Origin of the sequence: Flexivirga sp. (assembly GCF_035551235.1) — a bacterium.
In the GTDB taxonomy this organism is placed as follows: Bacteria; Actinomycetota; Actinomycetes; order Actinomycetales; family Dermatophilaceae; genus Flexivirga.
In genome coordinates this window covers 1-14,463 of sequence record NZ_DASZNO010000010.1, presented here as the reverse complement: position 1 = coordinate 14,463, position 14,463 = coordinate 1, and the positions used below count along the sequence as shown (strand labels likewise).

Genomic DNA, 14,463 nt, shown 5'->3' with positions numbered 1-14,463 from the left:
GGGGTAGGCTGGTGTCCATGGCTTTCGCACTTGCCGGTGTCATGGCGCGCCGTGGCCGCCGCTCCCCCGGCGACCGCTGCCCGATCGACCGCACGATGCAGCTCATCGGGACACGCTCGGCCGTGCTGCTGCTGCGCGAGGCATACTTCGACACCAGCCGCTTCGATGATTTCGTCCGCCGCACCGGGCTCACCGAGGCGGTCGTCGCCGCGCGGCTGCGCGACCTCGTCGACGCAGGCCTCCTGGAGCGGCAGCCCTACCAGGAGCCCGGCCAGCGCACTCGCCACGCCTACGTGCTGACGCTTTCGGGCCGCGACCTGATGCCGGCCGTCATCGCGCTGGGGCAGTGGGGTGCCAAGCACCTACCCGGAACGCGGCCGCGAGTCCTCGAGCACCTGGAGTGCGGCGAGCGCGTGCGGGTCGTGGCAGAGTGCGACGCCCACCACCGCGTCGGCGTGGACGAAGTCGTGGTCAGCTGACTCTCGTCGATAGAGGCTGGAAGACCGACGGGTCGAAGGTGCTGTTGAGCCGGCGGAAGGTTGTGGCGCGTTCGGGCCAGACCAGGGTGAGTCGGTTGCTCGACTCGTCGCGATACCAGCTGGAGCAGTTGCCGTGCAGCCACACCGTGCGGGCCGCCAGTCGGTCGATGAGTTCGGTGTAGGACTCCTCTGCAGCACGAGTGACTTCCAGCGGATACCCAACTGTCCGTAGGTGATCGAGCGCCCCGAGCACATAGTCGAACTGCGCCTCGATGACCTCGAACGCGGAGTGATGGCCGAGCGCCGAGTTGGGTCCGTCGAGCACGAACAGGTTGGGAAAACCGTGGACCACGGTCGACGCATAGCTGGTCATGCCGGCGGACCAGTGCTCGGCCAGGCTGCCGGTGCGGCCGGTGACGATCCGCGCGAACGGCGGCTGGGTCGTCTCGAAGCCGGTGGCGAAGATCAGCACGTCGACCTCGTGGTGCTGCCCGTCCGCTGACGTCACCCCGGACCGGTCGACCGATTGCAGCGCGGACGGCTCCAGGACGACGTTCGGGCGCTGCAGCGCAGGGAAGTAGCTGTTGCTGAACACCGCACGCTTGCAACCGATTTCGTAATCCGGGGTCAGCGAATCCCGCAGCCGACCCGCGGGGACCTGCGCGTGCAGATGCTCTCGAGCAGTCCGCTCGAGTTCCGCAGCTGCCGGCGAGCCGTGCAGCCGTGCCGCGAAGAGCTCTTCCGCATCGCGTGCGAGTTCGGCCCGACCCGGGCGCGTCTCCGTGGCGGTGTAGCCCCTGTCGTTCCTCGGCAGCACCCATGCCGGACTCCGCTGGAAGACAACCAAAGACTCGACGTCCGAGGCGATTTCCGGGATGAGCTGGACCGCGCTCGCTCCGGTGCCGACCACGCCGACCCGCAGGTCGGTCAACGATCGACGATCCCAGCGGGACGAATGAAATGCTCTCCCCTCGAACTCGTCGAGTCCGCTCACCTCGGGCAGGCGGGGCTCACTCAGTCTGCCGGCCGCCATCACCAGGACGCGCGCCCGGACCGGGCCATCCGCCGTGTCGAGTCGCCAGCACTCGTCCTCAGCGTCCCAGCGGGCAGCGTTCACCGCGCAATCCAGTCGCAGGTGCGGCAGGAGCCCTTCCTGCTCGGCCGCATCACGCAGGTACCGGTGGATCTCCGCGCCGGGCGCAAAACGGCGTGACCACAACGGGTTCGGGCGGAACGAGTATTCGTACAACGTGCTCGGTATGTCGCACGAAGCACCCGGATAGACGTTGTCCCGCCAGGTCCCACCGACGTCCGCGCCACGCTCCAGGATGACGAAGTCATCCTGACCGGAGCGCTTCAGGCGTATGCCGAGCCCCAGCCCGGCGATCCCCGCGCCGACGATCGCGACCTGCCGCATCGCCATACCCGCTGCTGTCGTCTCGGCCGTCATGTCACGTCGTCATACGTCGTTGTTCGCTGCCGCGTCGAACGACCGATCTCGGCCGCGAGTCGCTGCACATCCGCGACGGTCAGCTCGCGACCCTGCTCCGGCCCGGCGAGCGGGTCCAGGTCCCCGTCCAGCAGCACCCCGCCGACGTCATCCGCTCCCCCGGCAAGCACCAGCTGAGCGCCGCGCAGGCCGAGCTTCGTCCACGCCGCCTGGACGTGATCGATGTGACCGGTGAGCATCAGCCGGGCGACCGCGTACACCGCGCGTGATTCTCGAAGCGTCGGTCCGCCACGATGACCCTCCACCCGAACCGGCGACTCCGTCGGCAGCCACGGCATCGGGATGAATTCGGTGAATCCGTTGGTACGCATCGCAATCGACGTGATCCGCCGCAAGTGGGCAACCTGCTGCGCAGGGGTCTCGACATGCCCGTAGACCATGGTCGCAGTTGAACGTAGTCCAGCACGGTGTGCCGCAATGATGGCGCGTTCCCACTCGCCGACCGGGATGTCGGTGCCGGCAGTGAGACGTTCCCGCACCGCGTCGTCCAGGATCCGAGCCGCAGTGCCCGGCACGGTGTCGACGCCGGCCCCGGCCAGCGCGTTCAGCCACTCGGCCAGCTCCACGCCGGCACGAGCAGCGCCGTCGAGCACCTCGGCCGGTCGGAACGCATGCAGATGCACCGGCCCGCCACGTTTCACCGCCCGCGCGAAGTCCAGATAGCCGGCAGCACCGAGATGTTCGGGCACCGGACCCTGCGCGCAGATCTCCGTCGCACCCAACGACACCGCCTCACCGACGAGCTCGGCGATCCGCTCCTCCGACAATCCGAGTGAGGAGTCGAGGTTGCGGTTCACGGCATACGTCACCGAGTCACCGGCGTGCGCGGCGCGCACCCGGTCAGCCAGTGCGGCGAGCGCCTCCAGGTCATCACCGTCGGCATGGAGCAGCGCGACATACTCCGCGTCGCTGAGCCCGGCCGGATCCGCTTCGGCCCGCCGCAACACCGACTCCAGATAGGCATCGCGTCGGGCCAGCCCGTAGTCATCGGCGAGAGCCGAAACCCGAGCGAACAAACGGTCGTCGAACCAACCGTCTCCGTGTCCGCTCGACGTCCCGCTCGACGTCCCGCGCGCATCCCGGATGTAATGCGGATGCGTGGTGAGCCGCTCGCGCAGTGCGTAACCCTCGGCCGCCGTCTGCTCCGCCAACTCGGTGATCTGCGGCCAGGGTCGCTCCGGGTTCACGTGATCCGGGGTCAACGGGCTCACACCGCCCCAGTCGTCGATGCCCGCCCGGACCAGCAGCGACAGCTCGGCGGGATCGGTCAGGTTCGGAGGTGCCTGCACCCGCATGTCCGGACCGAGCAGCAAGCGCGTGACCGCGACCGTCGCGACATACTCCTGAGTCCCCAGATCCGCGCTGCCCATCATCGCGGTCGCCGGCTTGGCCCGGAAGTTCTGAACGATCACCTCCTGGATGTGCCCGTGCCGCTCGTGGGTGTCACGGAGGGCGCGGATGGCGTCCACTCGCTCCGAAGGTGTCTCACCGATGCCGAGCAGCACGCCGGTGGTGAACGGGATGCCCGAGCGACCCGCGTCCTCCAGCACCCGAAGGCGCAGCGCTGGGTCCTTGTCGGGTGACCCGAAGTGCGCCTCACCCGGGGTCTCCCACAGCCGGGATGAGGTGGTCTCGAGCATCATCCCCATCGAGGGCGCGACGGGCTTCAGGCGTTGCATCTCCGCCCAGGACATGACTCCCGGGTTGAGGTGCGGCAGCAGCCCCGTCTCGTCCAGGATCAGCTTCGCCATGGCCCCGACGTAATCGAGCGTCGAGGCGTAGCCATTGCGGTCAAGCCACTCGCGAGCGCTGGTCCACCGGTCCTCGGGGCGGTCGCCGAGAGTGAGCAGTGCCTCCTTGCAGCCCAGCTCCGCACCGGCGCGAGCGACCTGCAGCACCTCGTCCGGACTCATGTAGGGGCTGATGCCGGCGGCTGCCAACTTGCCGGGCGATTGGACGAAAACGCAGTAGTGGCAACGGTCGCGACACAGGTGGGTCAAAGGAAGGAACACCTTGCGCGAGTATGTGATGACCCCGTTGCGGCCGGCCCTCGCCAAGCCCTGGTCGCGCACGGCACCAGCCACGGTCAGCAGCCGTTCGAGGTCCTCGCCCCGGGCGCCCAGCAGCGTCGTGGCCTCAGACTCCGACAACTGGCTCCACGGCTCATCCAGCAGCTCCAGCCGCTGGATGACATCGGCAACCTCGCCTGCGCATTTCAGCATTGATCCACCGTAGTCACGTCGCTGTCCGCACCTTCCAGTGCCCGGGACGACGCTCAGCGGCGGTAGAGCAGGTACTGCCTCCTGGTCCGGTCGAAGGCCTTCAGCTCCGGTTGCCAGGCCGCGACGATCTGCGCTGCGCTGTCGCCGGCGGTGAACATCTTCAGGAAGCGGTCCGAGCCGGTCAGCAGGTTGATCCAGCGGCCGGCGTCGCCGCGCCAGTCGAAGTCGGCATACAGGTCGCGCAGGGCGGTCATCATCGTGGTGGCGGTGCGGATCGCGTCGACTCGGCTCGGCTCGGCTCGATGATGTGCACCTGGACTCCGCCGCAGACCTTGCCGGCGTTCTTGGAGAACGTGGGGTTGAAGTAGGCCTCCCGGAATTCCACGCCGGGTAGGTCCTCACTCGAGAGCCGTTGTGCCCACTTGTAATCCACATAGGGCGCTCCGATCAGCTCGAAAGGTCGCGTGGTGCCGCGGCCCTCCGAGAGGTTGGTCGCCTCGAACATGCACAGGCCGGGATAGAGCAGCGCCGTGTCCGGCGTGGGCATGTTGGGGGACGGCAGGATCCACGGCGCACCGGTGTCGGCATACAGCTCCGACGGCGACCAGCCCTCGACCTTGACGACCTCGAGGTCGATGACCTTCTTGCCGGCGACGGTCGGCATGAACTCGCCGTTGAAGAAGCGGGCCAGCTCGCCGGCGGTCATGCCGTGCTGCTGGGCGATCTTGTCCAGACCGACGCCGGAGGTGAAGCCGTCCTTCAGGACCGGGCCTTTCGCCTCTCCCCCAACGGGATTCGGCCTGTCCAGCACCACGAACCGCTTGCCGAGCTTCGCGGCCGCGGCCATCGCGTTGTACATCGTCCAGATGTAGGTGTAGAAACGCGCGCCGACGTCCTGTATGTCGAAAACGATCGTGTCGACCTTCGCCGTCCCGTAGTAGGTGACGAACTTGTCGATGTTCGCGCCGTACGCGTCATACACCGTGACGCCGGTACGCTCGTCGACATACGTCTCCTCGGAGTCGCCGGCTTGGGCGGTGCCGCGGAAGCCGTGCTCAGGCCCGAAGACCCCGCCGATCTCGACCTTCCCGGACTCGACCATCACGTCGACGATGCTGCGCAATCCGTCCCGGACGACGCCGGTCGGGTTGGTGATGACCCCGATTCGCTGACCGGAGAAGACGTTCCATCCATCGGCCGCCGCGACGTCCGCTCCGCAACGGAACCGATGACCACCCGGTCGAGCCGTTGCCGCACTCGCCCGCTGCGTGCCGCCGATCGTCAGCGCTCCCGCTCCCCCGAGCGCCGCCGCGCTCAGGAAGCCGCGTCGGCCCATCCGCCTGCTCGTGCCATCGCTCGTGTTGTCCATAGGTCCGACCATGCCCCACCCGCGAGACCCGGTGGGCGAAGTGCGACCACGACTTCTTCACGGTCGCTACATTCCTCGACTGATAGCTCTGGGACGTCCTACAGGGGAGGTCCCATGTCCGAGTTCAACCGCCGCGGTTTCCTGACCGGCGTCGGAGCGGCCGGCCTGACGGCACTGGCCGCCGGCGGCGTCGCGTACGAGCACTCCGAGTCCGCCGAGTCCACCAGGTCCGCCGCGGCGCCACGAACCGGGACGATCAAGGACGTCAAGCACGTCATCCTGCTGATGCAGGAGAACCGCAGCTTCGACCACTACTTCGGCACGCTCAAGGGCGTCCGTGGCTTCGACGATCACAGCGTCATCGAAATCGGGCGCGAAATCGGGCGCGAAAACGGGGGCGGCGCAACGGTGTTCGATCAGCCCGACGGACACAAACACCAGCACCCCTTCGCGCAGGACGTCGGATATTCCAGGGCCGAGGTCGAGCACCAGCGCGGTCTCCCGCACGAGTGGGACAGTCAACACGCCGCCTGGGATCACGGCAGGCTCGACGACTGGATCCGCGCCAAGGGCGTCGACTGCATGGGTTACCTGACCCATGCCGATCATCCGTTCCACTTCGCGCTGGCCGACCACTACACGATCTGCGACGCCTACCACGCCTCGGTGCTGAGTTCGACGGGACCGAACCGCACCTATTTCTTCAGCGGCACCATCGATCCGGCGAAGAGATTCGTGGCCCATCCGCCATACACGGGCGCCGATGCGATGGGCCACCGATTGCCCTGGCAGACGTATGCCGAAGCCCTCCAGGATGCCGGAATCACCTGGCGGGTCTACCAGGGCACGAACAACTTCGACAACAACGCCCTGGAGTACTTCGCCAGCTTCGAGGACGCCAAGCCGGACTCGCCCCTCGCCCGGAACGGCCTGCAGCGCGTCCCGACCAAGAACGGCTCGGTCGCCGACGGCATCGTCGCCGCAGTCGCAGCAGACGTCCGCTCCGGCAAGCTGCCACAGGTCTCCTGGATCATCACCGACAAGATCAACTCCGAGCATCCGGTCGGCCCGCCCGCCAACGGTGAGCGCCTGATCCACGGTCTGATGCACGCGCTCAACGCTGATCCCACGGTCTTCGACTCCAGCGTGCTCCTCATCAACTACGACGAGAACGACGGCTACTTCGACCACGTCCCGCCGCCGGCGCCGGCCCCTGGGACGGCCAACGAGTTCTATGACGGGACCGCCGTCGGGCTGGGATTTCGGGTCCCGATGCTGATCGTTTCCCCTTGGACCAGAGGGGGTTTCGTCGATTCAGAAGTGTTCGACCACACGTCGGTCTTGCGATTCCTGGAGACCTGGACCACGGCGATCGGGAAGCCCGCGGTATGCCGCAACATCAGCGCCTGGCGCCGCGCCGTGTGCGGCGACCTCACGTCCGCCTTCGACTTCACCTGGCCGGTCTTCGGTATGCCGCCACTGCCCGCTCCCCGACCCACGCAGCTGTCCGCCTCAGGAGGCACCACAATCCGACCCACGACCAATACACGCCCGAAGCAGGAGCCGGGCACCAGCCCCGCACGTGCGCTGCCTTATCAGGCGAACGCCTGGATCGACCGCTGGCATCACAGCGCCTCATCCGTCAGGTTGGAGGTGAGTATGGCGAACGTCGGCGCCAGCGCCACGTCATCCGCCCACTTCGCGATCTACAACGGCGGAGAGCGGCCCCGGCAGTTCACGGTGGCGCCCGGCGAGACGGTGACCGAATCGGTCGACGCCGGCGCGCAGCACGACAGCCACTACCACGTCACGGTCATCGGCCCGAACCGCTTCCTGCGCCGCATGACCGGCGCTGCCGGCGGTGCTGCCCGCGGTCTGGAAATCGTCACCCGGTTCTCCGGCGCCCCCGAGAAGCTGTGGTTCGACTTCGTGAACGACTCCGCGCACGCGGCGACGTTCACGGTGACACCGAACAACTACCGCGCGGACGGGCCCTGGAACTATCGCGTGGCCTCGGGTGCGACAAGGAGTGAAGGCTTCAACACCGTTGTCGATCAACACGGTTGGTACGACTTCACCGTCACCTGCTCGGCCGACCTGTTCTGGACCCGGCGGGTCGTCGGCCACATCGAGAACGGGCACCCCAGCATCACGGGCTGAGCGAACGCGGAAGAGCCCGGTCGTGTCCCGGGTAGCCACATACCAATTCGAGTTCAGAATACGTTCTGAAGTATGGTGTGGGTGTGCCAGCCCAGACGATCCAACCCACCTTCCCGTCCTCCGACCTCAGCCGCCATTCAACGAAGGTTTTTGAGGCCGCTGAGGACCAACCTGTCGCGGTCACCCGCCGCGACGGGGAAGACCTCGTGCTCATGAGCAAACGGGAGGCCGATGCGCGTGCGGAGCTGCTGAACTTCGCCGCGCAGATCATCGCTGCCTCGACCGACGACCGGGGCACCCTCCCCGAACGCATGGCGAACGCGTTCCCCTGGATGCTCGCGCTCAGCGAGAACGGTCGCGACAAGTGCGCCCATGAACTCGTCGAGGCCGCCCGTGGATCATTTGCGACCGGCCAGCCGTACCTGGCGATCGCGACGATGACCGCCTGGCGCGAGACAGCGATCAACATGGCCGCCGGTTACGGTTCCGAGCCGGTGGAATGGTTCGACGAGGGCGTTCCGGTGGAGCGCCCCTGAATGAAGCGCGGGCACAAGGTCGAGCGGCCAACGAAGAAGAGCGAATACACGATCGAGTTCGGTTCCGCCGGTGCAGCAAGAGGATGGCGCGATCTGTGCGCGACGATCCGCAACCCGCTCGCCGATGTCTGGGACTTTTTGACGAAGACGCCGCACGCCAGCTCACCGACGTGCTATCCGCTGAAGGACGAACTCGAGACGGTTGTTCACGACGGCATCGAGTACCAGCGCTGGCAGGTGAAGCCGACGCGGCAGGGCGACGCCAGGATCTGGTATTTCGTGCGTGGCCAGGTCGTCGTGCTGGAGCGGGTGTACACACATCACCCGAACGAAACGAAGTAGGAGCCGCAACGGCCCCTGACCTGCGTGTCCGCGCGTCGGAGGCCGTTTTCGTGTGGTGGATGTGAAGGGACTCGAACCCCTGACCTCTCGCGTGTGAAGCGAACGCTCTAACCAGCTGAGCTACACATCCGGGTGCTGCGACCGGCCGTCATACAGACCGTGCTGCGAGCGCCAACATTAGCCGACGGCGGGCGCCGGCGCATAATCGGGTGGCCTCAGAGCCCGGGCAGATGGCCGATCCAATCCTTGACCTGGGCGGGCAGGAAAGTCGGCACACCGCTGACCAGGAAGACCAACCAGAAGCAGGCCGCGACCAGCAGCACGATGCCGAGCCCTACGAGTGCGCGGACGAACCAGTTCTGCCGGCCCATCCAGGCGGTCCAGAGCCCGACCTTCTCCTTGGCGAACCGCAGCAGCCGCTTGGCCCAGGTGAACTCGGTCGCCCAGATCCCGATGCCGACGAAGATGATCACCCAGCCGGGGCCGGGCAGCGGAAGCAGCACGATCCCGGCTGCCACGACGAGCGCCCCGAGGATGCCGATCCCGATGCGATAGAAGAGGTATGACGTGGGGTTGGCCCGGATCCGGGCGCGCCACGCGAACCGCTCCTCAAAGATCTTGGCGTCCTTGTCGTGCACGGCGCGATCGATGTCCTGGGGCGGCGGGCCGGCCATGGTGTACCTCAGTCGCGACCCGCTGCCGACGCGTCGGCGAATGCCTTCGCAGCGGCAGTGGTGACCGGTCCCGGTGCGGGCAACTCGCGGTCGCCCACGGCGGAGACCGCCTGGATGTCGCGGGTGGACGAGGTGATGAAGACTTCGTCCGCGGTGTCGAGCACGTCGATCGGGAGGATCTCCTCGCGCACCGGGATGCCGGCCTCGCGGCTCCACTCGATCGTCAGCGCCCGGGTGATGCCGGCCAGCGGGCCGCACTCGAGCTTGGGGGTGAGCAGCTCGCCGTTGACGACGACGAAGATGCTGGAGCCGGTCCCCTCGCACAGCTCGCCACGGTTGTTGGCGAAGATCGCCTCGGTGCCACCTTCCTTCTTCGCGGCGGCGAGGGCGACGACGTTCTCGGCATACGACGTGGTCTTCAGGCCCACGACGGCGCTGCGCTCGTTGCGGGTCCACGGCACGACGACGATCTTGGTGCTCGGCGCCGGGCGGTCGACCGGCATCGAGGCAACGATGTAGGTCAGCGGGCTGTCGCTGCGGTCGGACCCGAGCGGCCCCTCGCCCGCGGTCACCGTGTAGCGCAGGCGACCGAAGTCGAGCGGCTCAGCAAGGACCGCGTCGAAACCCTCCTGCAGTCGCGCCCGGTCGGCGGACGGCAGGCCGAGGCCGTGCAGCGAGCGGTCCAGCCGGTCATTGTGTCGATTGATCGCGAACGGCTTGCCGTCGACCACCTTCGCGGTCTCGAAGACTCCGTCGCCCACGGTGATGCCGTGGTCCAGCGCTCGCACACTGGGCTTGTCGTCGACCATCTCGCCGTCCACCCAGACCCGCACGCTCATGTCACCCTCCAAAGCTCGAGATTCGTCCCCTCATCCTTTCACTCCAACGCGTTGCGGCGCCTGTTGGTTCGATCGGACACGGCACGTCCGCTCGGCATACGGACCGATGATGCGACAATCACCGGCATGCCGAGCCCGTTGCCCCACGACCCGATCGCCGAGGCACGCCGACAGTGGACCTCCCACGGCTGGGGCGAGTATGCCGACGGTATGGCGGCGATCACCTCGGTCATCCGGGCGCAGCAGATCTTCCTCGCACGTGTCGAGGAAGTGCTCAAGCCACTCGGATTGACCTTCGCCCGTTACGAATTGCTCACCCTGCTGCACTTCACCCGCACCGGGGCGCTGCCGATGACCAAGGCGAGCGCGCGACTACAGGTGCACCCGACGAGCGTCACCAATGCCGTCGACCGGCTGGAAGCGGTCGGGCTGGTACGACGTACGCCGCATCCGACCGACCGGCGCACGACACTGGTCGAGCTGACACCGGAAGGTCACGAGCTGTCGCTGACCGCGACCCGGGAACTGAACGAAGCGGTCTTCGCCAAACCCGGGCTGGCCGACGAGGACCTCGAACCGTTGCTGCGGATCCTGGCCCGATTGCGCCAGGACGCAGGGGATTTCGAGGAATCGTCGGAGTGGTGAGCGCTGCCGGTTTCGATACGGCTCCTCCGCTGCGCTCCCCCGCCTACTCAACCCGCAGAGGTCGCTGGTTTCGATACGCTCCTTCGTCGCTACTCAACCCGCAGACCCGGCTACTCAAACCCGCAGATTCACGAGTTGGTGAACTTCGGCGCGCGCTTCTCGACGAAGGCCGCCATACCTTCCTTCTGGTCGTCGGTGGCGAATGCCGCGTGAAATGAACGACGTTCGAGCCGCACACCCTCGGACAGGGTGGTCTCGAAGGCCGCATTGACCGCGTCCTTGGCCAGCATCGCAGCGGGCAGCGACATACCGGCGATCTTCGCCGCGACCTCTGCGGCAGTGGTCAGCAACTCGTCGGCAGGGACGACCCTGGCGACCAGACCCGAACGCTCAGCCTCCTCCGCGCCGATCTGCCGGCCGGTGAGCACCATGTCCATCGCCTTGGCCTTGCCGACCGCACGCGCCAGCCGTTGCGAGCCACCCATGCCGGGTATGACGCCGAGCGTGATCTCCGGCTGGCCGAACTTCGCCGTGTCGGCCGCGATGATCAGGTCGCAGAGCATGGCGAGCTCGCAGCCGCCGCCCAGCGCGTAGCCGGCCACGGCCGCGACGATGGGCGTGCGGACCTGGGTGAGGCGCTCCCAGCCCCAGAAGAGGTTGCCGCCATACACCTCGGAGAAGGTCTTGTCGGCCATCTCCTTGATGTCCGCGCCGGCCGCGAAGGCCTTCGCCGAACCGGTGATGACGATGGCGCCGATGCCGGCGTCCTGGTCGAGTTCCTCCGCTGCGGCAACCACCTCGGTCATCACTTCGGAGTTCAGCGCATTGAGGGCCTTGGGCCGGTTCAGCGTGATCGTCGCGGTGCGGCCCTCTCGGTCCACCAGGATCGTGTTGTATTCGGTCACCGTCACTCCTCGTTCCGTGGGCTGTATATCGCGTGAGTGACATTGTGTCCAATGGGTTCCGCGCCGTGTGCAGAGGCCGTCGTCGCACCGCACGACCGTGGCCCGGAGCACGCTGTGCTCCGGGCCGCGGTGAACGTCGAGTCGGGCGTCAGCGCACCGGCCGGACGACGAACGGAAGCAGACCCTCGCTCGGGTGGGAGAAGAGGCCCGCGACGTGCACGCTGTTGTGCGTGCGCGGCACGGACGACTCGATGATCTGGTTGTTCCCGATGTAGAGCGCGACATGGGTCGTGCTGGACGCGGACGAACCCCAGAAGACCATGTCGCCCGGACGGCGTTGGCTCAGCGGGATGTGCTGGTAATTCCCTTGTTGCGCACCGGAGTAGCCGCCCACGTCGATGTGCGCGCCCTGCCAGAACGCGTATTGCATCAGCCCCGAGCAGTCGTAGCCGATGTGGTCTCCGTCGTGGTGTCCGGAGGGACTGGTCGTCCCCCGCGTCGGGCCGTACTTGCCGCCGCCCGCCCAGGCATAGACATAGCCCTTGCCGATCTGCGAGCGTGCCGCAGCGATGACATCACGGACCGTGCCGCTGCTCTTCGGCGGCGGCGAGGCATGCCCGCCGAACTCGTGCGATGCGTTGTTGTTCTTCAGCGCCGGGATGAGATTTGCCTTGTGCCCCGGGGCAATTCGCTGCGACGGGCCGCCGTAGTTGCTGTTGTAGTAGACCGTCACGGTGTGACCGGTCCGGTTCCAGACGGATGCCGCGTTGTTCTTCACGCATACCTGCTTGCCACTGCCGGGACCACGGAACTCGTAGCAATCCGGCTGGCTCGCACCGAGATTCGCCTTCGAGTGCTTGAAGTCGGACACCGACCCCTTCTCGTTGCTGTTGAAGTAGTAACAGAACTCGCCCTTGGTGCAGACACCGTCCCGTGACGCGGCATGTGCCGCCGTGCTACCCATGCCGAACGCCATCGCCGGCACGGCGACGACGCCCGCGGCGACCGCAGCCACTGTCCACTTCAGCTGCCCCTTGCGTCGGCGCCCCTCGCGAGATGTGGCTGACGCATAACTCTGCTGACTCATACCTGTCTCCGATCCCCTTGTGACACAACAGCTTTGCTGCGTTGTGTCGGATGAGGTATCGACGTCGGCAATCGAGGACAGGTTCCCTATCAATATTCGGAGATCATGCAGCGCAGCTCGCGGACAGCGACTGGTCAGCCCTGTGGGTGCCCTCGATCGGCCAGTCCGAGCTCGTGCTCCACCGGAGCGAAATAGGCGTCGACCATCGCGTCGTCGACCTCCGCCAGCGTCTCCGGCGACCAGTGCGGGTTGCGGTCCTTGTCGATGACCTGCGCGCGGATGCCCTCGGCCAGGTCGTGGGTCCGCAGGGCATGGGACACCGCCCGGAAATCCTGGTCGAGCACGGCCTCGAGCGAGTCGGTAGTCCGGGCTTTGCGCAACGACCTGAGGGTCGCCTTGAGCGCAACCGGCGACTTACCCGCGAGCGCTGTCGCTGCTGCCTGTGCTTCAGGCTCCGTGCGTCGCTCGAGTCGCTCGGCAATCTGCTCGACGGTGGCGGCGGCATACACCTCGTCGATCCAGGTTCGGGCGGCGAAAACCTTTGACTGGTGCGGTGTTTCGGCGTACGTGAGCACCGCCGCGTCCACACCGTCCGCAATTACCGACGCGGTGAAGGCGTCCAGGGAGCCGGACGGCACGAAGTGGTCGGCGAAGCCGAGTGCGATCGCGTCGGCGCCATCCATCTGTCCGGCGGTGAGTGCCAGATGGGTGCCGGTCTCCCCCGGCGCATGCGCGAGCAGGTGGATGCCGCCGACATCGGGCACGAAGCCGATGCCGGTCTCGGGCATCGCGATCCGCGACCGCTCGGTCACCACGCGGTGGCTGCCGTGCGCCGAGACGCCGACCCCGCCACCCATCACGATGCCGTCCATCAACGCGACATACGGCTTGGGGAAGTTGCTGATCGTCGCGTTGAGGATGTACTCGGCGCGCCAGAAGTCAAGGATGCCAGTGCCTTTCCCCACCGCGTCCGCATGCATTGCGACGACGTCACCTCCGGCGCAGAGTCCGCGGCTGCCTGCACCGTCGATGAGCACTGCGCTGATGCGCGGATCGGATCGCCACCCGTCGAGCGTGCGTTGCAGGATGTCGACCATCTCGGCGTTCAATGCGTTGATCGCTCGCGGCCGGTTGAGCGTCAGCCGCCCGACCGATCCGTCGACCCGGACGAGGACGGCCGGCTCCGTAATGCGTTGCGCTGTCATCTGTTCCTGCTCCGGTCGTCGCTCGCGGCGTAGAATTGAAGGCCACCGCCAGCACCGTAACGATCGACGCCGGTGCAGGACGATTCGGCACCTCGATGAACACCGCAGCATCGGCCCCGTGGTCTACAGTGCCGAGCGGCCGGTTCCCACCGGTCCGCCACCGAAACAAGGAGATATCACATGGTCGACTTCGGAAGCCTTCTCAACAAGGCGAAGGATTTCGCTCGCAAGAACCCGGACAAGGTGCGTGATGGTCTCGGCAAGGCCGAGGACGCGATCAGCTCGAAGACCGGCGGCAAGTACGACTCGCAGATCCACTCGGCCGGCGACAAGGTCGAGCAGCAGCTCGGCGTCGACGAGCAGAAGGCTGACAAGCCGGCTCAGGACGCCCCCCAGCAGGACGGCGCAGGCCAGCAGCCGAACGGCGACGCCAAGTAGGCGACTCGAACTCGCAACACCAAGAGAAGCGGGGCACCGACCTGTGGTCGGT

The 14,463-nt window shown here is 66.9% G+C and carries 15 protein-coding genes and 1 tRNA gene; 6 read left to right on the top strand and 10 right to left on the bottom strand.

All coding sequences use genetic code 11. The annotated features are described in order from the left end of the window. Positions 1–17: 17 nt before the first annotated feature. Positions 18–479, top strand: a complete 462-nt coding sequence (locus VG502_RS01885; RefSeq protein WP_325548159.1) for a winged helix-turn-helix transcriptional regulator — start codon at positions 18–20, stop codon at positions 477–479. Here VG502_RS01885 and VG502_RS01880 read toward each other — a convergent pair. Genes VG502_RS01880 through VG502_RS01865 form a run of 4 tightly spaced genes read right to left on the bottom strand, consistent with a single transcriptional unit; the run spans position 472 to position 5,580 of the window. Continuing rightward, positions 472–1,929 carry a flavin-containing monooxygenase gene (locus tag VG502_RS01880; RefSeq protein ID WP_325548157.1) on the bottom strand — a complete coding sequence of 486 codons (1,458 nt, stop codon included), beginning with the start codon at positions 1,927–1,929 and terminating at the stop codon, positions 472–474. The genes VG502_RS01885 and VG502_RS01880 overlap by 8 nt on opposite strands. Next, positions 1,926–4,211, bottom strand: a complete 2,286-nt coding sequence (cofG, locus tag VG502_RS01875; protein ID WP_325548155.1) for a 7,8-didemethyl-8-hydroxy-5-deazariboflavin synthase CofG — start codon at positions 4,209–4,211, stop codon at positions 1,926–1,928. Before cofG ends, VG502_RS01880 begins: the two co-directional genes overlap by 4 nt. 53 nt (positions 4,212–4,264) lie before the next feature. Continuing rightward, positions 4,265–4,468: a hypothetical protein gene (locus tag VG502_RS01870; RefSeq protein WP_325548153.1), complete on the bottom strand. Its 204-nt coding sequence runs from the start codon at positions 4,466–4,468 to the stop codon at positions 4,265–4,267. Then, the gene (locus tag VG502_RS01865) at positions 4,465–5,580 is read right to left on the bottom strand and encodes an exo-beta-N-acetylmuramidase NamZ family protein (RefSeq protein WP_325548152.1); all 1,116 of its coding nucleotides are present in this window, start codon (positions 5,578–5,580) and stop codon (positions 4,465–4,467) included. The genes VG502_RS01870 and VG502_RS01865 overlap by 4 nt, the downstream gene beginning before the upstream one ends. A gap of 114 nt (positions 5,581–5,694) precedes the next feature. Between VG502_RS01865 and VG502_RS01860 the strand changes: the two genes are divergently transcribed. From VG502_RS01860 to VG502_RS01850, 3 genes are all read left to right on the top strand, one after another. After that, positions 5,695–7,740: a phosphocholine-specific phospholipase C gene (locus tag VG502_RS01860; RefSeq protein WP_325548150.1), complete on the top strand. Its 2,046-nt coding sequence runs from the start codon at positions 5,695–5,697 to the stop codon at positions 7,738–7,740. 83 nt (positions 7,741–7,823) lie between these two features. Then, on the top strand, positions 7,824–8,276 hold the full coding sequence (locus tag VG502_RS01855; protein ID WP_325548148.1) for a type II toxin-antitoxin system Phd/YefM family antitoxin: 453 nt from the start codon (positions 7,824–7,826) through the stop codon (positions 8,274–8,276). After that, on the top strand, positions 8,277–8,618 hold the full coding sequence (locus VG502_RS01850; RefSeq protein ID WP_325548146.1) for a hypothetical protein: 342 nt from the start codon (positions 8,277–8,279) through the stop codon (positions 8,616–8,618). It begins immediately after the preceding gene. 53 nt (positions 8,619–8,671) lie between these two features. Here the strand turns inward: VG502_RS01850 and VG502_RS01845 are convergent. The 3 genes from VG502_RS01845 to VG502_RS01835 form a co-directional block, all read right to left on the bottom strand. Then, positions 8,672–8,748 (bottom strand) — tRNA-Val (locus VG502_RS01845). 85 nt (positions 8,749–8,833) lie between these two features. Next, on the bottom strand, positions 8,834–9,292 hold the full coding sequence (locus VG502_RS01840; RefSeq protein ID WP_325548144.1) for a TIGR02611 family protein: 459 nt from the start codon (positions 9,290–9,292) through the stop codon (positions 8,834–8,836). Between the two features lie 8 nt (positions 9,293–9,300). Next, positions 9,301–10,131 (bottom strand): aminotransferase class IV, encoded by an 831-nt coding sequence (locus VG502_RS01835; RefSeq protein WP_325548142.1) that lies wholly within the window; start codon positions 10,129–10,131, stop codon positions 9,301–9,303. 126 nt (positions 10,132–10,257) lie between these two features. Between VG502_RS01835 and VG502_RS01830 the strand changes: the two genes are divergently transcribed. Then, a complete protein-coding gene (locus tag VG502_RS01830) occupies positions 10,258–10,776 on the top strand; it encodes a MarR family winged helix-turn-helix transcriptional regulator (RefSeq protein WP_325548140.1) in 519 nt (172 codons plus the stop codon). Between the two features lie 128 nt (positions 10,777–10,904). On the opposite strand, the gene VG502_RS01825 is transcribed toward VG502_RS01830, so the two are convergent. From VG502_RS01825 to VG502_RS01815, 3 genes are all read right to left on the bottom strand, one after another. After that, positions 10,905–11,681, bottom strand: a complete 777-nt coding sequence (locus VG502_RS01825) for an enoyl-CoA hydratase (RefSeq protein WP_325548138.1) — start codon at positions 11,679–11,681, stop codon at positions 10,905–10,907. Between the two features lie 148 nt (positions 11,682–11,829). Beyond that, positions 11,830–12,768, bottom strand: a complete 939-nt coding sequence (locus VG502_RS01820; RefSeq protein ID WP_325548136.1) for an NlpC/P60 family protein — start codon at positions 12,766–12,768, stop codon at positions 11,830–11,832. A 134-nt stretch (positions 12,769–12,902) separates the two neighbouring features. Then, on the bottom strand, positions 12,903–13,973 hold the full coding sequence (locus tag VG502_RS01815) for an enoyl-CoA hydratase/isomerase family protein (protein WP_325548134.1): 1,071 nt from the start codon (positions 13,971–13,973) through the stop codon (positions 12,903–12,905). 180 nt (positions 13,974–14,153) lie between these two features. Here VG502_RS01815 and VG502_RS01810 point away from each other — a divergent pair, with 180 nt between their 5' ends. Further along, positions 14,154–14,411, top strand: a complete 258-nt coding sequence (locus VG502_RS01810) for an antitoxin (protein WP_325548132.1) — start codon at positions 14,154–14,156, stop codon at positions 14,409–14,411. Positions 14,412–14,463: the final 52 nt, after the last annotated feature.